This is a genomic window from Enterobacter kobei, assembly GCF_001729765.1.
In the GTDB taxonomy this organism is placed as follows: Bacteria; Pseudomonadota; Gammaproteobacteria; order Enterobacterales; family Enterobacteriaceae; genus Enterobacter; species Enterobacter kobei.
In genome coordinates this window covers 3943726-3965344 of record NZ_CP017181.1, presented here as the reverse complement: position 1 = coordinate 3965344, position 21619 = coordinate 3943726, and the positions used below count along the sequence as shown (strand labels likewise).

Below are 21619 nucleotides of genomic sequence, written 5' to 3'. Positions count from 1 at the left end.
GTAGGGGGAGAGATGACCACATTAGAGACCAACACCGCGCCCGTTGAGGCAGGCGGTGAGGGAACCCGCACGCCTGAAAAAGCAGTGCGCTGGGCTATCCCGCTGTCGCTGCTGGCCTGCGTGCTGCTGGCGTTTTTCGACAAAATCAGTATTGCGGCGCTGTTTTCTGACAGCCATTTCCAGCAGGCGATGGGGATCGATTTCGACACCACGCGCCTCGGCATTCTGATGAGCGCCTTTCTGCTGAGCTACGGTTTTTCGTCAGTCTTTCTCAGCGGGCTGGGGGATAAAATCGCGCCGCTGCGCCTGCTGACCGGGATGATGGCGATCTGGTGCGTGCTGATGGTGGCGATGGGCTTTACCCACAACTATACGCTGATGATCGTGCTGCGCATTCTGCTGGGGGTGGCGGAGGGGCCGCTGTTCCCGCTGGCCTTCGCCATTGTGCGTCACAACTTCCCGCAGCATCTGCAGGCGCGTGCCACCATGCTGTGGCTGCTTGGCACGCCGGTGGGCGCGGCGATTGGTTTTCCGCTCTCCCTCTGGCTGCTGAACACCTTCGGCTGGCAGAGCACCTTCTTCGTGATGGCGATGCTTACCGTGCCGGTATTGATTTTCGTGCGCGTCGGTCTGCGTGGTATCCGCCTGGAGGCGAAACCTGGCACCACGCAGGCGTCTCAGGATGAGCGGCGTGCCGCGCGGCGCGAGCTGTTCGTCAGCCCGCACTTCTGGATCATCTGCATCTTTAACATCGCCTTCCTGACCTACCTGTGGGGCATCAATGGCTGGCTGCCGGGCTACCTGATCAAAGGCAAAGGCATTCACTTGGAGCATGCGGGCTGGCTGTCGTCGATGCCGTTCATCGCCATGCTGGCGGGCGAAGTGATTGGCGCGTGGCTCTCTGACCGGGTCGATAAGCGTGCGGCAGCCTGCTTTATTTCCATGGCGGGCGCGGCTGTCGGGCTGGCGGCGGTCATGCACCTCGACACCCCGCTGACCATCATCGCCGCGATGAGCTTCAGCACCTTTATGTGGGGCACTGGCGCACCCAACATTTTTGCCCTGCTGGCGAAGGCCACTCATCCACGGGTGAGCGCGACGGCGGGCGGCATTTTCAACGGGCTGGGAAACTTCGCGGGCGCACTGTCGCCAGCGGTGATGGGGGCGCTTATCGCCTTCACCCACAGCATGGATTCCGGGCTGATTTTTCTGGCGGTGATGGCGGCGGTGGGCTGCGTCCTGTTACTGCCGCTGCTGAGACGTTACTGAGGAGAGTGTCATGACTGATTCAACCGTAACCCATAAATCAGGCATCAAACCTGAGCACCTGACGATGGAAGAGTGGGTCGAGTCGCGCATCGCGCGCTTTGAAGGCCGTAAGTACGACTGGAACGCGCTGAAGTTCCAGGCCGACTATGACCCGAAATATCGCCGGGCGCAGATGCGCTACATCGGCACCGGCGCAACGGGCGTGGCGAACGACACCAACACCGTGCAGGCGGACCATTTCACCTTCTCCACCATGGTGCTGCCGTCGAAGTGTGAAGGGCCGCTGCACCTGCATGACGACGTGGAAGAGGTGTTCTTCATGCTTAAAGGGCAAATCACGCTGATGATCCAGGACGGCGAACACTACACCGAAACCGTGCTGCGCGAGCGTGACCTGATCTCCGTCCCGCCGGGTATCTATCGCGGCCTGTTTAACCACGGGGAAGAAGAGGCGCTGATGTGCGTCATGCTGGGGACCAATAAGCCGGAAATCCCGACCTATCCCGCCGATCATCCGCTTTCAAAAGTGAAGCGGAACTAAGGGGGCATGATGACGGGTTTTCGTGAACAGGGAAGCGGCATTCCGCTGATGCTGCTGCATGGGATCAGCTCGGGTGCTGCCTCCTGGCATAAGCAGATGGCACTGAAGGGTTTTCGCGTGCTGGCGTGGGACATGCCCGGTTATGGCGAAAGCCCGATGCTGACCGTAGAACGGGCGAGTGCGGGAGATTACGCCGATGCACTGGCGGCAATGCTTGACCGCGCGGGCGTCTGGCAGGCGGTACTGGTCGGCCATTCTCTCGGGGCGCTGGTCGCCAGCGCCTTTGCGGCGAAGTTTCCCGACCGGGTGCGGCATCTGGTGCTGGCAGATGCCGCGCAGGGCTACGGTCAGGCCGCACCGGAGCAACGCGAGCAGGTCTGGCGCAGCCGCGAGCAGCAGATGGCGCTGGGCGGTGAAATCCTTGCCCAGACCCGCGCGGCGAAGCTGTTGCGCCCCGGCGCCCGCGGGGAAGATATCGCCACCGTCGCGTCGGGCATGCGCAAGCTGCGTCCTGAAGGCTACCTTGCCGCCGCGTGGATGCTGGCACACGACGATATTCACGGCTGGCTTAAACGTTACTCCGGCACGTTTGAGGTCTGGTGCGGCGAGCAGGATGCGATCACGCAGCCCGAGCTGGTGCAGGGGCTGGCACTGCGCTACGGCATGCCGTTTACCGCCATTCCCCAGGCCGGGCACGCCAGCTATCTCGATAACGCGGCGTTTTTTAACCAACAGCTTTTACGCATTAACGAAGAGGTGCGCGATGAATGCACAAATTGACGGGCGCGTAGCGGTAGTCACCGGCGGTTCTTCTGGCATTGGCTTTGAAACGCTGCGCCTGCTGCTGGGCGAGGGGACAAAAGTGGCTTTCTGCGGCCGAGACCCGGACCGGCTCGCCAGCGCCCACGCGACGCTGCAAAACGAATACCCCGACGGCGAGATTTTCTCCTACCGCTGCGACGTGCTAAACGCTGCCGAAGTCCAGGGCTTTGCGGATGCCGTTCAGGCCCGCTTTGGCGCGGCGGACATGCTGATCAACAACGCCGGGCAGGGCTACGTGGCGCATTTCAGCGATACCCCGCGCGAAGCGTGGCTGCACGAAGCCGAACTGAAATTGTTCGGGGTGATCAACCCGGTGCAGGCGTTTCAGCCTCTGCTGGAGCGGTCCGATATCGCCTCCATTACCTGCGTGAACTCCCTGCTGGCGCTGCAGCCGGAGGAGCACATGATCGCCACTTCTGCCGCCCGTGCTGCGCTGCTGAATATGACGCTGACGCTCTCAAAAGAGCTGGTGGGTAAAGGTATCCGCGTGAATTCCATTTTGCTCGGCATGGTGGAGTCCGGGCAGTGGCAGCGCCGCTTTGAGAGCCGGACGGACAAAAGTCAGAGCTGGCCGGAGTGGACGGCGGATATCGCGCGTAAACGTGGCATCCCGATGGCGCGTCTCGGCAAACCGCAGGAGCCCGCGCAGGCGCTGCTGTTCCTCGCCTCGCCGCTGGCGTCATTCACCACCGGCGCCTCGCTGGACGTTTCCGGCGGCTTCTGCCGCCACCTGTAAGGACACATTATGAAAAAGATCATGTTAATTGGTTTTGGCGCCATGGCGCAGGCGGTGATTGAGCGTTTACCCGCGGGCGTGGCTATTGGCTGGATCGTGGCGCGTGAATCTCATCATGCGGCGATTCACACACAGTTTGGTGATGCAGTGATGGCGCTCGGTACGCCGGTGGCATGCGCTGACACGCCCGATCTGGTGCTGGAGTGCGCCAGCCAGCAGGCGGTGGCGCAGTACGGCGAGGACATATTGCGTCGCGGCTGGCATCTCGCGGTGATCTCCACCGGCGCGCTGGCGGACAGCGCGCTGGAGCAGCGTTTGCTCAGTGCTGGGGGCAAGCTGACGTTGCTCTCCGGCGCGGTTGCCGGTATCGACGGGCTTGCGGCGGCGAAAGAGGGCGGGCTGGAACGCGTGACCTATCAGTCGCGCAAAAGCCCGGCCAGCTGGCGCGGCAGTTATGCTGAGCAGCTTATCGACCTTAACGCGGTGTCTGAGGCGAGCGTTTTCTTTGAAGGCAGCGCCCGCGAGGCGGCGCGCCTGTTCCCGGCGAACGCCAACGTGGCGGCGACGGTGGCGCTCGGTGGCGTCGGGATGGACGAGACGCGCGTGCAGCTGATGGTCGACCCGGCAACGAAGCGCAATACCCACACGCTGCATGTCGAAGGCGTGTTCGGCGAGTTCCATCTTGAGCTGAGTGGATTGCCGCTGGCGTCTAACCCTAAAACCTCCACTCTTGCAGCACTGAGCGCGGTACGCGCCTGCCGCGAGCTGGCCCTGAGCTGAGGAGCGACGATGGACGATCTGAAGATTTTTATCGGCGGCCACTGGCGACATGGTGGAGGCAACCCGATGCAGAGCCATTTCCCGGCAGACGGGTCGATCAATGCGACGCTGAATGCGGCAAGTCTCGACGATCTGAATGACGCAATCGAGGCCGGCGAGCGGGCGTGGCGCGATCCCGCGTGGCGCAGCAGCCTGCCGCACATGCGCGCGAGGATCCTGCATAAGGTCGCGGATCTGATTGAATCCCGCGTCGAGGAACTGGCGAAAATGCAGAGCCGCGATAACGGCAAGCCGCTCGCGGAGGCGCGTGGGCTGGTGATGAGTGCGGCAGGGACAGCGCGCTACTTTGCCTCTGCCTGCGAGCTGCTGGAAGGGGAACTCCCGACGCCACGCCAGCCGGATCTGCTGACCCTGAGCCGCTATGAACCGCTCGGCGTGGTGGCTGCCATCACGCCATGGAACTCGCCGATTGCCAGCGAAATGCAAAAGGTTGCCCCGGCGATTGCCGCCGGAAATGCGGTGATCCTCAAACCTGCCGAGGCCACGCCACTGATGGCGCTGGAGCTGGCGCGTATTTTTGAACAGGCCGGGCTGCCCGCCGGGCTGCAGAGCGTGCTACCCGGTAAAGGCTCGGTGATTGGCGATGCGCTGGCGCGTCACCCTAAGGTGCGCAAAATCTCCTTTACCGGTGGCACCACTACGGGCCGCCATCTTGCACACGTGGCGGCGGAAAAGCTGATCCCGGCATCGCTGGAGCTGGGCGGAAAATCACCGACCATCGTGCTGGAAGACGCAGACATCGAGCAGGCCGCGCGCGGCATCTGCTACGGCATTTTTAGCTCGGCAGGGCAGGCGTGCATCGCCGGTTCACGGCTGTTTATCCACGAGAGCATTTACGCGCCGCTGATGTCGCGGCTGCTTGAGCTCACGCGCGGGCTGCGCGTCGGACATCCGTTTACTGACGGTACCCATGTCGGGCCGCTGATTAACCCTAAACATCGTCAGAGCGTGCAGGATTACGTCGAGCTGGCGAAGCGCGAAGGGGGCCGCGTGCTGTGCGGCGGGGAGATCCCGGCCGATCCTGAGCTGGCAAACGGCAGTTTCTTCCTGCCCACCCTCATCGAAGGGCTGAGCAACAGCGCCCGCACGTGTCAGGAGGAGATCTTCGGCCCGGTACTGGTGGCGATGCCGTTTCGCGACGAGGCCACGCTTATCCGCGAGGCCAACGACTCGGTGTACGGCCTGGCGGCGGGGATCTGGACGCGCGATGCCGGGCGCGCGCTGCGCCTGAGCGAACAGCTTGAGGCGGGCACGGTGTGGATCAACACCTACAAAGTCTTTGCGATTTCAACCCCGTTCGGGGGCTTTAAAGAGAGCGGTCTGGGCCGCGAAAAGGGCATTCAGGGGCTGAAAGCCTGGATGCAGCAAAAGAGCATTTATCTGGCGACGGGTAACAGCGTCAACCACTGGTGCGACTGAGAAAGGGTGAGCAATGAGCGAAATGATAACCGTCGGCGACGCCATCGCCAGAACGCTGGAGCAGTATCAGGTTGAGGCCATCTACGGCGTCATCTCCATTCACAACCTGCCAATCGCGGATGCAGTCGGGCAGCGCGGCAACATTCGCTTCGTGCCCGCGCGCGGTGAAGCGGGATCCGTGACCATGGCCGACGCCCACGGACGTTTTTCCGGTCTCGGCGTGGCGCTGACCAGCACCGGTGCGGGTGCGGGTAACGCGGTAGGCGCGCTGGTAGAAGCGATGAACGCCTGCACGCCGCTGCTGCATTTAACCGGACAGGTCGAAAAAGCCTGGCTGGATGCCGATACCGGATTTATCCATGAAACCCGCGACCAGCTGAGCTTCCTGAAGGCCAGCTCCAAACGGGCGTACCGCATCAGCAACGCCAACCAGGCGATAGCTATCCTGCACAAAGCGATTCAGGACGCGCAGACGCCGCCGTGCGGGCCGGTCTCTGTTGAGATCCCGATTGATATTCAGAGTGCCAATATTCCGCTTTCGCTGGTGACCGCACCGATGAAACCGACGTCGGTCGCCACCGTGGACCCCGCGATAGTTGACGCACTCTGGGCGCAGCTGAAGCAGGCAAAACAGCCGTTGCTGTGGCTGGGCGGCGGAGCGCTGAGAAGCGCTGATGCGGTGAAAAAACTGGCGGATGCAGGCATCACCGTCATCTCCAGCACCCACGCGCGCGGCGTGCTGCCGGACAGCCATCGCGGTAGTCTGCGGGCGTTTCACAACTCGCCATCGGTTGAAGCGCTCATCGCGCAATGTGACTTTACGCTGGTCGCCGGTTCACGCCTGCGCAGCAACGAAACCCGCTCATGGACGCTGGCGCTGCCGTCTCCACGGGTACAGGTAGATATCGATCCGGCGGCGGCGAGCCGTAATTATCTGATGGATAACACGCTGATAGCCGATTGTTCCGCGTTGCTTAGCGCGCTGGCCGACAACGTACAGGGGCGTGAGTGGGGCAACGCGCAGTGGGACGCGCTGGTTCAACAGGCGGTTGAGCAAGCCGGGCAGGGCCTGCGCGATCAGTGCGGCCCCTATGCGAGACTTAACGATGCCATCGAGAAAGCGCTTCCGCAGGACGGCCTGCTGGTGCGCGATATCACCGTGTCCGGCAGCCTGTGGGGCAGCCGCCTGTTCCGCGCCAACGGCCCGCTGATGAACATTCACTCGCTGGCCGGAGCCATTGGTATGGGGCTGCCGATGGCCATTGGCACCGCGATAGCTAACCCGCAGCGCAAGGTTGTGGGGCTGGTGGGTGATGGCGGTCTGAGTCTGAACCTCGGCGAACTGGCGACGCTGGCCCAGGAGAAAGCCAACGTGACGCTGCTGATCATGAACGACGGGGGGTACGGCGTAATGCGTGGTATTCAGGATAAGTATTTCGGCGGGCGTCAGTATTACAACGAGCTGCATACGCCGGACTTCACGCTGCTGGCGCAGGCAATTGGCCTGCAGGCATGGAGCGTTGAGCGTGCCGAGGATTTTGATGCCGTTATGACAGAAGCGCTGGCGATGCCGGGCCCGTCGGTAGTGGAAGTGCGGATGGGGCAGATTGGCGCCCTGAAGTTTGCCGGGCCGCCGCAGAAGACGCTGTATTGATATCGTGGATATCGCCCGGTGGCGCTGCGCTTACCGGGCCTACGGTTTCTCACTCAATAACAGCGAAAAAACCGTAGGCCGGGTAAGGCGAAGCCGCCACCCGGCTTTTTTCATCAGAACACGTTAAACGGGTATTCCACGTAAGCACGGATCTCATCCCCACCCACGTTGTAATCGCTGGCGTTGCTGGAGACACGCAGCACGGAATAGCGCAGCTTCAGCTTCAGATCTTTCGCCGGACCATCCTGCACCTGGTACTGGATCTGGTTGAACCACTCATGCTCTTTGCCGTTGCTGGTTTCAGAGGTTTTGATGTTATCGCCACGCACGTAGGCGGTGGTCCAGCTCAGGCCCGGCAGGCCGAGTCCGCCAAAGTCCAGGCCGTACGATGCCTGCCATGAGCGTTCGTCTTCGCCGTTGAAATCAGACCAGTAGGAGTTAGCCAGCCAGATGGTGTTGCCGCCGTCACCCACACCGCCCTGGTTGCGGTAGCCACCGTAGTTGTAGCCGGTGCTGCCGCTGCTCTGCTGGTATGCCACTTTGAACGTGTGAATGTCCCAGATATAGCTCGCTGCCAGGCTCCAGATGGTGTTGCTGCGGCCCGTGTCGAGGCTGTCGGCGTAACCCTGCTCCAGACGCGAGTTATAGCCGTTAAAGTCGAGTACCAGCTGCTGCCCGGTGCTGAACGGTTGTTTGAAATTCAGGCCCAGGTACTGCTTGTTCATTACCTCTTCATTATGCGAGGCATACACCGCACCGCTGAACTGCTCGTTAAACTGGTAGCTCGCGCCACCGAAGGTCAGGCTCTTCAGGCCGCTGTCGTGGCGGTCATCACTTTTGCGCTGCTCGTCGGTGAAGTAACCGGCGTTGACTTCCAGACCGTCGATCTCTTTTGAGGTCAGCAGGGTGCCGGTGTAGCTTTCAAACAGCAGGCGGGAGTTGTCGGCATTCACGATCGGCAGCTCAGGACGCTGACTACCGTAGCTCAGCACGGTATTTGAGATACGCATTTTGGCGGTTGCGCCAAATTTCGCTAAATCGGATTTTGCCCGGCCATCGTCTTCCTGTTTAAAGAAGTCGATACCGCCCGCACCGCTTTTTCCACGGCCACCGTCCAGACGAACGCCATACTGTGCAATGCCGTCTACACCAAAGCCCACCAGCCCTTCGGTATAACCGGATGTGAAGGTGGCAATAATACCCTGGCCCCATTCGGCTTTATCCTGCTGGCCCTGATGATAGTCGCGACTGATATACGCATTGCGTAAAAACAGGTCCAGATGGCTGTCGTCAATAAAACCCTGACTGTCGGATTGCTGGCTTGCAGCGGCGGGTAATGCGGCGAATAAACCTAAACCAATTAACGATAATTCTTTTTTCACGGAGGGAACGTCTCTGTCTTAATATATTAAAATGAATTACTGCAGGTCGGATAATTACCCGAATGGTTAATGATTGCAATAATTATGTGTCCAGACGTTTCAGCGCTAAGAGCCGGATATGGAGAGGGTTTTGCGGGAGTTACCGATACGTGCGATTAAGTTGGCAATTCATGCGAAATAAAAAGGAGGCAAATTTGCCTCCTTCCAGAATTATTTAATTCCATCTGCGGCCATACGGTCGCGAATATGTTGTGCACGTTCTTCTGAGGCCGGGTGATCGTCAAACATGGAGCTCTGGCGTCCCGCTTCCAGCTTCGCCAGTTTTTCGAAGCTGGTGGCTAAACCTGACGGATTAATTCCGCGTTTGCGCAACAGATCGTAAGAGTAGTCATCCGCTTCGGACTCCTGGCGCTGGGAGAACTGGGAATTGACCAGCTTTTCTCCGACATCGCCGAGCTGTGACTGAGACAGGCTGCCCACGATACCGCCCGCAGAGGCAGCCGCCGCACGGATGGCGTTGGTGCCTAAGGCGACCTGCATCCCTTTTTTCACGTGACCGAGCGCAACGTGACCCATTTCATGGCCGATAACCGCTTCCACTTCGTTGTCGGTCATCATATCCATCAGCCCGCTATAGACGCGGATGCAGCCGTTTGCCATCGCGAAGGCGTTGACGTCTTTAGCCATGTAAACCTTATAGTTCACCGGCTGACCGTTGATGTTATCGCCGAGCGCGGAAGCAATCTTATTCAGACGCTGTGTGTAGGTACTGTTAGCCGGCGCAATCGTGGCTTTTCCGTCCATATCTTTACAGGCCTGATCGCTCAGCGCTTTAACCTGCGCATCGCTCAGGGAGTAGGCCTGAAAGGCTTCTGCGCCTGACGTCATCAGACCGTTAGAATCCATATTCTGACAGCCGCTCAGCATGAGCGTTGTACCCAGGGCCAGCACTATTGCACGCATTTTCATGAAGTTGCTTCCGTACTTGTTAATCTCAATAAAATCCGAAAAGTGCACCCGCAACGAAGCCGGGGCCGGGATAAGTATAAGGAATATCTACAGGCGCGGGCGAGCAGATTGCGCAACATGCGAGCATGATCCAGAGATTTCTTAAGCTGCAAAAGAATGGTCCATGTACATGCCCTGCGGCTTGGGTTACATTGTTGGCACTTTTTTCCGGCGTAGCCCAAAACGCGCTGTCGTCAAGGGCATGGCCTTTAACAGTCCGATCTGGAGTTAAAATGTCCTCACGTAAAGAGCTTGCTAATGCTATTCGTGCGCTGAGCATGGATGCAGTACAGAAAGCCAAATCCGGCCACCCGGGTGCCCCTATGGGTATGGCAGATATCGCCGAAGTCCTGTGGCGTGATTTCCTTAACCACAACCCGCAGAACCCGGCATGGGCTGACCGCGACCGTTTCGTGCTGTCTAACGGCCACGGCTCTATGCTGATCTACAGCCTGCTGCACCTCACTGGCTACGATCTGCCTATTGAAGAGCTGAAAAACTTCCGCCAACTGCACTCCAAAACTCCAGGTCACCCGGAAGTGGGTTACACCGCTGGCGTAGAAACCACCACCGGCCCACTGGGTCAGGGTATTGCTAACGCAGTGGGTATGGCGATTGCTGAGAAGACGCTGGCGGCGCAGTTCAACCGTCCTGGTCATGACATTGTTGACCACTTCACCTACGCGTTCATGGGCGACGGCTGCATGATGGAAGGCATTTCTCATGAAGTGTGCTCCCTGGCAGGTACCCTGAAGCTGGGCAAACTGGTTGCGTTCTATGATGACAACGGCATCTCCATCGACGGTCACGTTGAGGGCTGGTTCACTGACGACACCGCAGCACGTTTCGAAGCCTACGGCTGGCACGTTGTGCGCGGCGTTGATGGCCACGATGCTGACTCGATTAAACGTGCAGTAGAAGAAGCGCGCGCGGTCACCGATAAACCGTCCCTGCTGATGTGCAAAACTATCATCGGCTTCGGTTCTCCGAACAAAGCGGGTACGCATGACTCCCACGGCGCACCGCTGGGCGACGCGGAAATCGCATTGACCCGTGAAGCATTGGGCTGGAAACACCCTGCATTCGAAATTCCATCTGAGATCTATGCTCAGTGGGATGCAAAAGAAGTGGGCCAGGCGAAAGAAGCTGCCTGGAACGAGAAATTCGCCGCCTATGCGAAAGCCTTCCCTCAGGAAGCGGCTGAGTTTACCCGTCGTATGAAAGGCGAAATGCCGTCTGACTTCGACGCGAAAGCGAACGAATTCATCGCTAAGCTGCAGGCGAACCCATCTAAAATCGCCAGCCGTAAAGCGTCCCAGAATGCGATCGAAGCATTTGGTCCATTGCTGCCTGAATTCCTCGGCGGTTCCGCTGACCTGGCGCCATCTAACCTGACTCTGTGGTCAGGTTCTAAGCCAATTAACGAAGACACTGCCGGTAACTACATCCATTACGGTGTACGTGAATTCGGTATGACCGCGATTGCCAACGGTATCTCCCTGCACGGCGGTTTCCTGCCGTACACCTCTACCTTCCTGATGTTCGTAGAGTATGCGCGTAACGCCGTGCGTATGGCTGCGCTGATGAAACAGCGTCAGGTGATGGTCTACACCCACGACTCCATCGGTCTGGGCGAAGATGGCCCAACTCACCAGCCGGTAGAGCAGGTGGCTTCCCTGCGCGTGACTCCGAACATGAGCACCTGGCGTCCATGTGACCAGGTTGAATCTGCGGTAGCGTGGAAATACGGCGTTGAGCGTCAGGACGGCCCAACTGCGCTGATCCTCTCCCGTCAGAACCTGGCACAGCAGGAGCGTACGCCAGAGCAGCTGGCGAACATCGCTCGCGGTGGTTATGTGCTGAAAGACTGTGCAGGCCAGCCTGAGCTGATCTTCATCGCGACCGGTTCTGAAGTTGAACTGGCGGTTGCAGCATGGGAAAAACTGACTGCCGAAGGCGTGAAGGCGCGCGTGGTCTCCATGCCGTCTACCGATGCGTTCGACAAACAGGATGCGGCTTACCGTGAATCTGTTCTGCCTAAAGCGGTTTCTGCGCGTGTGGCAGTGGAAGCGGGTATCGCTGACTACTGGTTCAAATACGTGGGCCTGAACGGCGCTATCGTCGGTATGACCACTTTCGGTGAGTCTGCGCCGGCAGAATTGCTGTTCGAAGAGTTCGGCTTCACCGTTGATAACGTTGTCGCTAAGGCGAAAGAACTGCTGTAATTGCTTGTACGGTGCGGGCTGACGCCCTCACCCCAGCCCTCTCCCACAGGGAGAGGGTGCAAACACTAAAAACGGTAACCTTTGGGTTACCGTTTTGCTTTTACCTCCCCGGCATTATTCCACCGAAAATGTGACGCATGTCATATAGCACGCTTATTCATCTGGACAGCCATTCCTTTTATTCCTCGATTCGCTTATTCTTGCTGAAGCGTTTCAGTCGATTAAATGTTCGACAATTGACCAATCAATCGCAGTTTGTGATAGCAAAGATTCCCCTTCGGGCGTAGCTGGATTACTCTTTCAGCCACCTCAAACTCAGGGATAGCTTTGCAGGAGATCTATGACCGTACGCGTAGCGATTAATGGCTTCGGTCGCATCGGGCGCAACGTGGTTCGTGCTTTATATGAATCCGGGCGTCGTGCGGAAATAACCGTGGTGGCAATCAACGAACTGGCGGATGCTGCGGGCATGGCGCATTTGTTGAAATATGACACCAGCCACGGCCGCTTTGCCTGGGATGTTCGCCAGGAAAGAGAGCAGCTGTTTGTCGGTGACGATGCCATCCGCGTGCTGCATGAAAGCAGTATCGCAGGGCTACCGTGGCGTGAGCTGGGCGTGGATGTGGTGCTCGACTGTACCGGGGTTTACGGCAATCGCGAACATGGCGAAGCTCACCTGGCAGCCGGTGCGAAAAAAGTCCTGTTTTCTCATCCCGGCAGTAACGACCTCGACGCGACCGTCGTGTTTGGCGTCAACCAGCATGAGCTGCAGGCTGAACACCTCATCGTTTCCAACGCCTCCTGTACCACCAACTGCATTATTCCGGTCATCAAACTGTTAGACGATGCGTATGGCATTGAGTCCGGCACCGTGACCACGATTCACTCCGCCATGCACGACCAGCAGGTTATTGATGCCTACCATCCGGATTTACGACGCACTCGCGCGGCGAGCCAGTCAATCATCCCGGTAGATACGAAACTGGCGGCAGGGATCACCCGAATTTTCCCGCAGTTTAATGACCGTTTTGAAGCGATTGCCGTGCGTGTCCCGACGATTAACGTCACCGCAATCGACCTGAGCGTGACGGTGAAAAAACCGGTAAAAGCCTGCGAAGTCAACCTGTTGCTGCAAAAAGCGGCACAGGGAGCATTTCATGGTATAGTTGACTATACGGAATTACCGTTGGTCTCAGTAGATTTTAACCACGACCCACACAGCGCTATTGTTGATGGCACGCAAACGAGGGTCAGTGGCGCACACCTTATCAAGACGCTGGTCTGGTGTGATAACGAATGGGGCTTTGCTAACCGGATGCTCGACACCACGTTAGCAATGGCCGCACAAGGTTTCAGGTAAGACGCATCGTGCGTCTGCAAAACTTTAAGAATCAACGAGAGGATTCACCATGTCTGTAATTAAGATGACCGATCTGGATCTGGCTGGTAAACGCGTTTTCATCCGTGCTGATCTGAACGTACCGGTTAAAGAGGGTAAAGTGACCAGCGACGCGCGTATCCGTGCATCCCTGCCAACCATCGAACTGGCTCTGAAGCAGGGCGCGAAAGTGATGGTCACCTCCCACCTGGGTCGTCCTACCGAAGGCGAGTACAACGAAGAGTTCTCTCTGCTGCCAGTGGTTAATTACCTGAAAGACAAACTGTCCAACCCGGTTCGCCTGGTAAAAGATTACCTGGACGGCGTTGAAGTGGCTGCTGGTGAGCTGGTTGTTCTGGAAAACGTTCGCTTCAACAAAGGCGAAAAGAAAGACGACGAAACCCTGTCTAAGAAATACGCTGCACTGTGCGACGTCTTCGTGATGGATGCATTTGGTACGGCGCACCGTGCTCAGGCCTCTACCCACGGTATCGGTAAATTTGCAGACGTAGCATGTGCGGGTCCTCTGCTGGCTGACGAACTGGAAGCACTGGGCAAAGCGCTGAAAGAACCTGCTCGTCCAATGGTCGCTATCGTTGGTGGTTCTAAAGTGTCTACCAAACTGACCGTGCTGGATTCTCTGTCAAAAATCGCTGACCAGCTGATCGTTGGCGGTGGTATCGCGAACACCTTCGTTGCTGCTCAAGGCCACAACGTGGGTAAATCCCTGTATGAAGCGGACCTGGTTGACGAAGCGAAACGCCTGCTGGGCACCTGTGACATCCCGGTTCCAACTGACGTTCGCGTGGCGACCGAGTTCTCCGAAACCGCAACCGCGACCCTGAAATCTGTTAACGACATCAAAGATGAAGAGCAGATTCTGGACCTGGGCGACGTTTCTGCACAAAAACTGGCTGATATCCTGAAAAACGCAAAAACTATCCTGTGGAACGGTCCTGTTGGCGTGTTCGAATTCCCGAACTTCCGCAAAGGGACTGAAATCGTGGCTAACGCTATTGCAGACAGCGAAGCGTTCTCTATCGCAGGCGGTGGTGACACCCTGGCAGCTATCGATCTGTTCGGTATCGCTGACAAGATCTCCTACATCTCCACTGGTGGCGGTGCATTCCTCGAATTCGTGGAAGGCAAAGTTCTGCCAGCAGTAGCAATGCTCGAAGAGCGCGCTAAGAAGTAAGCCATTCAAGGGCAGGGAAACCTGCCCAATTTTCAGCGCGCTTATCAGAGCTCGCACCTTTTCTAACGGCCGAAGATACAGGACTAAGCAACATGTCTAAAATTTTTGATTTCGTAAAACCTGGCGTTATCACTGGTGATGACGTACAGAAAGTGTTCCAGGTAGCTAAAGAAAACAACTTCGCTCTGCCAGCAGTTAACTGCGTAGGTACCGACTCCATCAACGCCGTACTGGAAACCGCTGCCAAAGTTAAAGCACCGGTTATCGTTCAGTTCTCTAACGGTGGTGCTGCGTTCATCGCGGGCAAAGGCGTGAAAACTGACATTCCTCAGGGTGCTGCTATCCTGGGCGCTATCTCTGGTGCGCACCACGTACACCAGATGGCTGAGCACTACGGTGTTCCTGTTATCCTGCACACCGACCACTGCGCGAAGAAACTGCTGCCGTGGATCGACGGTCTGCTGGACGCGGGTGAAAAACACTTCGCAGCCACCGGTAAACCACTGTTCTCTTCTCACATGATCGACCTGTCTGAAGAGTCACTGCACGAAAACATCGAAATCTGCTCTAAGTACCTGGCGCGCATGGCCAAAATGGGCATGACTCTGGAAATCGAACTGGGTTGCACCGGTGGTGAAGAAGACGGCGTGGACAACAGCCACATGGACGCTTCTGCCCTGTACACCCAGCCAGAAGACGTTGATTACGCGTACACCGAGCTGAGCAAAATCAGCCCACGCTTCACCATTGCAGCGTCCTTCGGTAACGTACACGGCGTTTACAAACCAGGTAACGTGGTTCTGACTCCAACCATCCTGCGTGATTCTCAGGAATACGTTTCTAAGAAACACAACCTGCCTCACAACAGCCTGAACTTCGTCTTCCACGGCGGTTCCGGTTCTTCTGCTCAGGAAATCAAAGACTCCGTCAGCTACGGTGTGGTGAAAATGAACATCGATACCGACACCCAGTGGGCTACCTGGGACGGTATCCTGCAGTACTACAAAGCTAACGAAGCTTACCTGCAGGGTCAGCTGGGCAACCCGAAAGGCGAAGACCAGCCGAACAAGAAATACTACGATCCACGCGTATGGCTGCGCGCTGCACAGACTTCAATGATTACTCGTCTGGAGCAGGCATTCAAAGAACTGAACGCGGTTGACGTTCTGTAATTTGAGCTGCTGAAAGCGTTAAAAGGCCCGCAATAGCGGGCCTTTTTTTATGCTTTTTCCATATCCTGCAATACCTGTTTTTGTGATCTGCTTGGCAATACGCGTACTTTTTGTTTACCCTTTACTGACCTGCCTGTCTCGCTATGGGATGGTTTTTGTTGTTTATAAGAGCATAAGGAAAGATAAATGGAAGATCTCGGTGTTGTAGATAGCATCAATAACGCTGGCTCCTGGCTGGTGCGCAATCAGGCGCTGCTCATCAGCTACGCCGTGAATATTGCGGCGGCAATTGCCATTATTGTCGTGGGGATGATTGTTGCCCGTACCGTTTCCCGAGCCATCAATCGCGTCATGCTCACTCGCCACATTGACGCCACGGTTGCTGATTTCCTGTCAGCGCTGGTGCGCTATGGCATTATCGCGTTTACCCTCATTGCGGCATTAGGCCGTGTTGGTGTTCAGACCGCCTCCGTCATTGCCGTGCTGGGTGCCGCCGGTCTGGCCGTTGGTCTGGCACTTCAGGGCTCGCTCGCTAACCTGGCGGCTGGCGTTCTGCTGGTCACCTTCCGTCCGTTCCGCGCCGGTGAATATGTCGATCTTGGCGGCACGGCGGGTACCGTGCTGAATGTGCAGATTTTCTCCACCACGCTGCGTTCGATAGACGGTAAAATCGTGATAGTGCCGAACAAGAAGGTCATCGACGGGAACATCACCAACTTCTCCCGTGAGCCGGTACGTCGTAATGAGTTGATTATCAGCGTAGCGTACGACTCTGATATCGATCAGGTGAAGTCACTGATTAGCAACATCATTGCCTCCGACGATCGTATTCTGAAGGATAAAGAGCAGACTATACGCCTGAACGAACTGGGCGCGTCCTCTATCAACTTCGTGGTGCGTATCTGGAGCAAAAGCAGCGATCTGCAAAACGTATACTGGGACGTGCTGGAACGTATTAAGCGTGAGTTTGACGCCAACGGCATCAGCTTCCCGTATCCGCAGATGGACGTAAACGTCAAAAAAGTCAAAGAAGCAGAGTAACGTCACACCCAGGCCCGGTAAGCGTCAGCGCCACCGGGCTTTACTTTTATAAGCCCCGCTAATCCCCAATTAATATTATCCATTTCCTCTAATGTGATTCGCGCAGTATAGTCTGCATCCAGAACATTACTGTGAGAATTTCGTCATGTTATCCTATTACTTTCAAGGGCTTGCTTTAGGTGCGGCCATGATCCTTCCCCTCGGCCCCCAGAATGCGTTCGTGATGAACCAGGGTATTCGCCGCCAGTATCATCTGATGATTGCCCTGCTGTGCGCGGTGAGCGATTTGCTGCTGATCTGCGCCGGGATTTTTGGCGGGAGTGCGCTTCTGATGCAGTCGCCGTGGCTGCTGGCGCTGGTGACCTGGGGCGGTGTGGCCTTCCTGCTGTGGTACGGATTCGGTGCGTTGAAAACGGCGATGAGCAGTAACCTCGAACTGGCAAGCGCTGAAGTGATGAAGCAGGGGCGCTGGAAGATTATCGTCACCATGCTGGCGGTGACCTGGCTTAACCCGCATGTCTATCTGGATACCTTCGTGGTGCTGGGTAGCCTCGGCGGACAGTTAGACGTTGAGCCTAAACGCTGGTTTGCGCTGGGAACCGTCAGCGCGTCGTTCCTGTGGTTCTTCGGTCTTGCGATTCTGGCGGCGTGGCTGGCGCCACGACTGCGGACCGCCAAAGCCCAGCGCATCATTAATACGCTGGTCGGTCTGGTGATGTGGTTTATCGCTTTCCAGCTGGCGAAAGAGGGCGTTCATCATGTTCAGGGTTTGCTCAACTAAGCGTTGTCTTATGGACAACTGAGCCAGACCCGCTAAGCTTGCTGGCATGCGCCCTGTTTCTGGGGCACTCTTCGCAACATGGAGGAATGACAGTGAAGTTTAAAGTGATGGCCCTGGCGGCATTAGTGAGTTTAGGTGCGGTGTCGGCGCAGGCGAGTGAACTGCCGGATGGCCCGCACATTGTCACGTCAGGCACCGCAAGCGTGGACGCGGTACCGGATGTTGCAACCCTGGCAATTGAAGTCAACGTGGCTGCGAAAGATGCCGCCTCTGCCAAAAAACAGGCGGACGACCGCGTTGCGCAATATATCTCCTTCCTGGAACAGAACGGTGTCGCCAAGAAAGACATCAGCTCTGCTAACCTGCGTACCCAACCGGATTACGACTACCAGAACGGCAAAAGCATCCTGAAAGGCTACCGTGCCGTGCGTACGGTTGAAGTGACCGTGCGTCAGCTGGACAAGCTGAATTCACTGCTGGATGGTGCGCTGAAGGCCGGTCTGAACGAAATCCGTTCCGTGTCGCTGGGCGTTGCGCAACCGGAGAAATACAAAGACGAAGCGCGTAAAGCGGCGATTGATGATGCCATTCACCAGGCTGAACAACTGGCGTCCGGCTTCAAGAGCAAGCTTGGCCCGGTATACAGCGTGCGTTACCACGTCTCTAACTATCAGCCAAGCCCGATGGTACGGATGATGAAGGCTGACGCGGCACCGGTTTCTGCGCAGGAAACTTACGAGCAGCCAACCATTCAGTTCGACGATCAGGTGGATGTGGTGTTCCAGCTGGAGCCCGTTGCAGCACAGCCGAAACCGGCTCAGTAACCTGTAGGCCGGGTAAGGCGTAGCCGCCACCCGGCTTTTTCTTTTTAATCCTGTCTCAACACCTTATGCCCATACGCCAGCAGTGCATCGGTGACGTTGCGCATCATGCGGCTTTCCGGCGCAAAACGATGCCAGTAGAGCATCCGGCGCTGATACAGCCCCGGCGTTAAATCAATCAACTCACCGCTTTTCAACTCTTTCTCAATCTGCAGATGCGGGATCATACAGCAGGTAGTGCCCTGACGCGCAAGCTGCACAAAAGCTTCAGACGAGTTGACGATATGGCACGGCACGCTGCCCGGCGGCAGGTCAAAGTTCTGCTGCAGGAACGCCTGATGCATATCGTCCAGATGGTCAAACGCCACGGCAGGCGCCTTCAGCAGCGCGGCGCGGGTGACGCCGTTAGGGAAGTAGCGCTCCGCAAAGGCTTTTGAACCCACAAACAGGTAGTCCAGCGCCCCCAGTTGATCCACCAGGCAGCTTGGCAGCGCCTGAGGCTGAATACTGACCGCCCCAACAACTTCACCGCGACGCAGACGTTCCTGGGTACGGGTTTCATCTTCAACCTGTAGATTCAGGCGAATAGGGGAGTCGGCCAGAACCGGGGCAAGGGCGGGCAGTAACCAGGTCGCCAGACTGTCGGCGTTGACCGCCAGAGAGAGGAGCAGCGGCGTGGAGCCCGTTTGTTCGTCACCCAGCCACTCGTCTTCCAGCAGCTCAACCTGGCGCAGCAGGGCGAGGAGCTTTTGACCTTGCTCCGTTGGGCGAGGCGGCACGGTACGCACCAGCAGCGGCTGCCCGAACATGTTTTCAAGCTGTTTGATACGCTGTGATACGGCGGACTGGGTGATACACAGCTTTTGCGCTGCGCGCTCAAAACCGCGTTCACGAATAACTGCATCAAGTGCCTGTAGTGTTCTGTAGTCCGGACGTTTCATTGCTCTGGCTGGCTCCTAAATTTTGCTTAATCTGCACTATGACACAATTTTCCCTTTGTGGCAGACGAAATCCATTCGACGTGTTCTATAATGCGCCCTGAGTTTTCACACCACAGGCAAAACGATCATGACGCAGGATGAACTGAAAAAAGCAGTAGGATGGGCCGCTCTCCAGTACGTACAGCCAGGTACCATTGTCGGTGTTGGTACGGGGTCAACGGCGGCACACTTTATCGATGCGCTGGGCACGATGAAGGGGCAGATCGAGGGCGCGGTTTCGAGCTCTGATGCGTCCACGGAAAAGCTGAAAAGCCTCGGCATTACCGTTTTCGATCTCAACGAAGTGGATCGTCTTGGGATTTACGTTGATGGCGCAGACGAAATCAACGGCCACATGCAGATGATCAAAGGCGGTGGCGCAGCGCTGACCCGTGAAAAGATCATCGCTTCCGTTGCAGACAAATTTATCTGCATCGCTGACGCCTCCAAGCAGGTCGATATTCTGGGTAATTTCCCGCTGCCGGTCGAAGTGATCCCGATGGCGCGTAGTGCGGTTGCCCGTCAGCTGGTGAAGCTGGGTGGTCGTCCGGAATACCGTCAGGGTGTGGTCACTGATAACGGTAACGTGATCCTCGACGTGCACGGCCTGGAAATTCTCGACGCGATTGCCCTGGAAAATGCGATTAACGCTATTCCAGGCGTTGTCACCGTAGGGCTGTTCGCCAACCGTGGCGCGGATGTGGCGCTGATCGGCACCGCTGACGGTGTGAAAACCATCGTAAAATGATCTGACGGGGGGAGCGCTCCCCCCGCTAAAAAATTTTTTAAAAGCTAAATTCGGTGACTTGTGTCACGTTTTTCCACCTCTTTTGCCGATCCTGCCACGTTTGTAAATTTCCTTAGCATTTTGCTCTGTCATTTTGCCCTGTATGACTTTTCTTCAGAGTGCCGACGCAAACGTTCATATTGCTGCAATAGTTTTTTTTGATATGTTGGCTACAGCGGATTTCAATCCAGCACAACATCAGTTCAGATAAAAAACAGGGTCGGGGAAATGGCAAAGGTATCACTGGAGAAAGACAAGATTAAATTCCTGCTGGTCGAGGGCGTGCATCAGAAAGCGCTTGATAGCCTTCGTGCGGCGGGTTACACCAACATCGAATTTCACAAGGGCGCGCTCGATACCGAAGAGCTGAAAGCGTCCATCCGTGATGCCCATTTCATTGGCCTGCGATCCCGTACTCAACTGACGGAAGACGTTATTGCTGCGGCGGAGAAGCTGGTTGCGATTGGCTGTTTCTGCATCGGTACCAACCAGGTTGATCTGAATGCTGCCGCCAAACGCGGTATCCCGGTATTTAACGCCCCGTTCTCCAACACCCGTTCCGTGGCGGAGCTGGTGATTGGCGAATTACTGCTGCTGCTGCGCGGTATTCCGGAGGCTAACGCCAAAGCGCACCGCGGCGTGTGGAACAAACTGGCTGCGGGCTCATACGAAGCGCGCGGTAAAAAACTGGGTATCATCGGCTATGGCCACATCGGTACTCAGCTGGGGATTCTGGCGGAATCTCTGGGGATGCACGTCTACTTTTACGATATCGAAAGCAAGCTGCCGCTAGGGAATGCGACGCAGGTGCAGCATCTCTCTGACCTGCTGAACATGAGCGACGTGGTAAGCCTGCATGTGCCGGAAAATGCGTCCACCAAAAACATGATGGGTGCAGAAGAGCTGGCGCTGATGAAACCAGGCTCACTGCTGATCAACGCCGCGCGCGGTACGGTGGTCGACATCCCTGCGCTGTGCGATGCTCTGAAGCGTAAGCATCTGGCGGGGGCGGCCATTGACGTGTTCCCGACGGAGCCAGCCACCAACAGCGATCCGTTTAACTCTCCGCTCTGCGAATTCGACAACGTGATCCTGACGCCACACATCGGCGGGTCTACTCAGGAAGCGCAGGAGAATATCGGCCTTGAAGTGGCGGGTAAGCTGAGCAAATACTCCGACAACGGTTCCACGCTCTCTGCGGTGAACTTCCCGGAAGTGTCTCTGCCGCTGCACGGTGGTCGCCGTCTGCTGCACATCCACGAAAACCGTCCTGGCGTGCTGACGGCTATCAACCAAATCTTTGCCGAGCAGAGCGTCAACATTGCCGCCCAGTACCTGCAAACTAACTCGCAGATGGGTTACGTGGTAATTGATATCGAAGCGGATGAAGATGTTGCCGAGAAAGCGCTGCAGAGCATGAAAGCTATTCCGGGGACGATTCGCGCGCGTCTGCTTTACTGATGGTGTCGGGTGGCGAGGTAAATGCAAAACGGTAACTATCGTTACCGTTTTTTATGTTTTCACCCTCTCCCTGTGGGAGAGGGCTGGGGTGAGGGCATCAGGCTGCA

At 57.1% G+C, this 21619-nt stretch carries 19 protein-coding genes; 16 read left to right on the top strand and 3 right to left on the bottom strand.

Going from position 1 to position 21619, the window contains the following annotated elements; genetic code table 11:
• The first annotated feature begins 12 nt into the window (after positions 1 to 12).
• The 7 genes from BFV64_RS19175 to BFV64_RS19145 are packed head-to-tail and all read left to right on the top strand — an operon-like array spanning position 13 to position 7281.
• Entirely contained in the window at positions 13 to 1269 is a 1257-nt protein-coding gene (locus BFV64_RS19175) for an MFS transporter (RefSeq protein ID WP_023338769.1), read from the top strand.
• A gap of 10 nt (positions 1270 to 1279) precedes the next feature.
• On the top strand, positions 1280 to 1810 hold the full coding sequence (locus tag BFV64_RS19170) for a cupin domain-containing protein (RefSeq protein ID WP_014885166.1): 531 nt from the start codon (positions 1280 to 1282) through the stop codon (positions 1808 to 1810).
• 9 nt (positions 1811 to 1819) lie between these two features.
• The gene (locus BFV64_RS19165) at positions 1820 to 2590 is read left to right on the top strand and encodes an alpha/beta fold hydrolase (protein WP_023337743.1); all 771 of its coding nucleotides are present in this window, start codon (positions 1820 to 1822) and stop codon (positions 2588 to 2590) included.
• Positions 2574 to 3368, top strand: a complete 795-nt coding sequence (locus BFV64_RS19160) for an SDR family oxidoreductase (RefSeq protein WP_045134098.1) — start codon at positions 2574 to 2576, stop codon at positions 3366 to 3368. The genes BFV64_RS19165 and BFV64_RS19160 overlap by 17 nt, the downstream gene beginning before the upstream one ends.
• A gap of 9 nt (positions 3369 to 3377) precedes the next feature.
• A complete protein-coding gene (locus tag BFV64_RS19155) occupies positions 3378 to 4148 on the top strand; it encodes an aspartate dehydrogenase (protein ID WP_023331260.1) in 771 nt (256 codons plus the stop codon).
• A 9-nt stretch (positions 4149 to 4157) separates the two neighbouring features.
• Positions 4158 to 5627: an aldehyde dehydrogenase gene (locus tag BFV64_RS19150; protein WP_069602353.1), complete on the top strand. Its 1470-nt coding sequence runs from the start codon at positions 4158 to 4160 to the stop codon at positions 5625 to 5627.
• Between the two features lie 13 nt (positions 5628 to 5640).
• Positions 5641 to 7281, top strand: coding sequence for a thiamine pyrophosphate-binding protein (locus BFV64_RS19145; protein ID WP_045281992.1), 1641 nt, complete (start codon positions 5641 to 5643; stop codon positions 7279 to 7281).
• A gap of 113 nt (positions 7282 to 7394) precedes the next feature.
• On the opposite strand, the gene BFV64_RS19140 is transcribed toward BFV64_RS19145, so the two are convergent.
• Both BFV64_RS19140 and loiP read right to left on the bottom strand, forming a co-directional pair.
• On the bottom strand, positions 7395 to 8663 hold the full coding sequence (locus BFV64_RS19140) for an OprD family outer membrane porin (protein WP_069602352.1): 1269 nt from the start codon (positions 8661 to 8663) through the stop codon (positions 7395 to 7397).
• Between the two features lie 210 nt (positions 8664 to 8873).
• Positions 8874 to 9632, bottom strand: coding sequence for a metalloprotease LoiP (gene loiP, locus BFV64_RS19135; RefSeq protein WP_023331256.1), 759 nt, complete (start codon positions 9630 to 9632; stop codon positions 8874 to 8876).
• A 272-nt stretch (positions 9633 to 9904) separates the two neighbouring features.
• On the opposite strand from loiP, the gene tkt reads away from it, so the two are divergent.
• The 7 genes from tkt (at position 9905) to BFV64_RS19100 (ending at position 18287) form a co-directional block, all read left to right on the top strand.
• Complete coding sequence (gene tkt, locus BFV64_RS19130; protein WP_014885158.1) at positions 9905 to 11896, top strand: transketolase; 1992 nt, start codon at positions 9905 to 9907, stop codon at positions 11894 to 11896.
• A gap of 340 nt (positions 11897 to 12236) precedes the next feature.
• Entirely contained in the window at positions 12237 to 13256 is a 1020-nt protein-coding gene (gene epd / locus BFV64_RS19125) for an erythrose-4-phosphate dehydrogenase (RefSeq protein WP_014885157.1), read from the top strand.
• 49 nt (positions 13257 to 13305) lie between these two features.
• Positions 13306 to 14469: a phosphoglycerate kinase gene (gene pgk / locus BFV64_RS19120; RefSeq protein WP_014885156.1), complete on the top strand. Its 1164-nt coding sequence runs from the start codon at positions 13306 to 13308 to the stop codon at positions 14467 to 14469.
• 92 nt (positions 14470 to 14561) lie between these two features.
• A complete protein-coding gene (fbaA, locus tag BFV64_RS19115; RefSeq protein WP_014885155.1) occupies positions 14562 to 15641 on the top strand; it encodes a class II fructose-bisphosphate aldolase in 1080 nt (359 codons plus the stop codon).
• Between the two features lie 186 nt (positions 15642 to 15827).
• The gene (mscS, locus tag BFV64_RS19110; protein WP_023331254.1) at positions 15828 to 16682 is read left to right on the top strand and encodes a small-conductance mechanosensitive channel MscS; all 855 of its coding nucleotides are present in this window, start codon (positions 15828 to 15830) and stop codon (positions 16680 to 16682) included.
• 145 nt (positions 16683 to 16827) lie between these two features.
• Positions 16828 to 17463, top strand: coding sequence for an arginine exporter ArgO (argO, locus tag BFV64_RS19105; protein ID WP_023338768.1), 636 nt, complete (start codon positions 16828 to 16830; stop codon positions 17461 to 17463).
• A gap of 92 nt (positions 17464 to 17555) precedes the next feature.
• On the top strand, positions 17556 to 18287 hold the full coding sequence (locus tag BFV64_RS19100) for an oxidative stress defense protein (protein ID WP_069602351.1): 732 nt from the start codon (positions 17556 to 17558) through the stop codon (positions 18285 to 18287).
• A gap of 44 nt (positions 18288 to 18331) precedes the next feature.
• Here the strand turns inward: BFV64_RS19100 and argP are convergent, their stop codons facing one another.
• Positions 18332 to 19225 carry a DNA-binding transcriptional regulator ArgP gene (gene argP, locus BFV64_RS19095; RefSeq protein ID WP_008499727.1) on the bottom strand — a complete coding sequence of 298 codons (894 nt, stop codon included), beginning with the start codon at positions 19223 to 19225 and terminating at the stop codon, positions 18332 to 18334.
• A 127-nt stretch (positions 19226 to 19352) separates the two neighbouring features.
• Here argP and rpiA point away from each other — a divergent pair, with 127 nt between their 5' ends.
• On the top strand, positions 19353 to 20012 hold the full coding sequence (gene rpiA / locus BFV64_RS19090) for a ribose-5-phosphate isomerase RpiA (RefSeq protein WP_014885151.1): 660 nt from the start codon (positions 19353 to 19355) through the stop codon (positions 20010 to 20012).
• Between the two features lie 267 nt (positions 20013 to 20279).
• Positions 20280 to 21512, top strand: coding sequence for a phosphoglycerate dehydrogenase (gene serA, locus BFV64_RS19085; protein WP_014885150.1), 1233 nt, complete (start codon positions 20280 to 20282; stop codon positions 21510 to 21512).
• Positions 21513 to 21619: the final 107 nt, after the last annotated feature.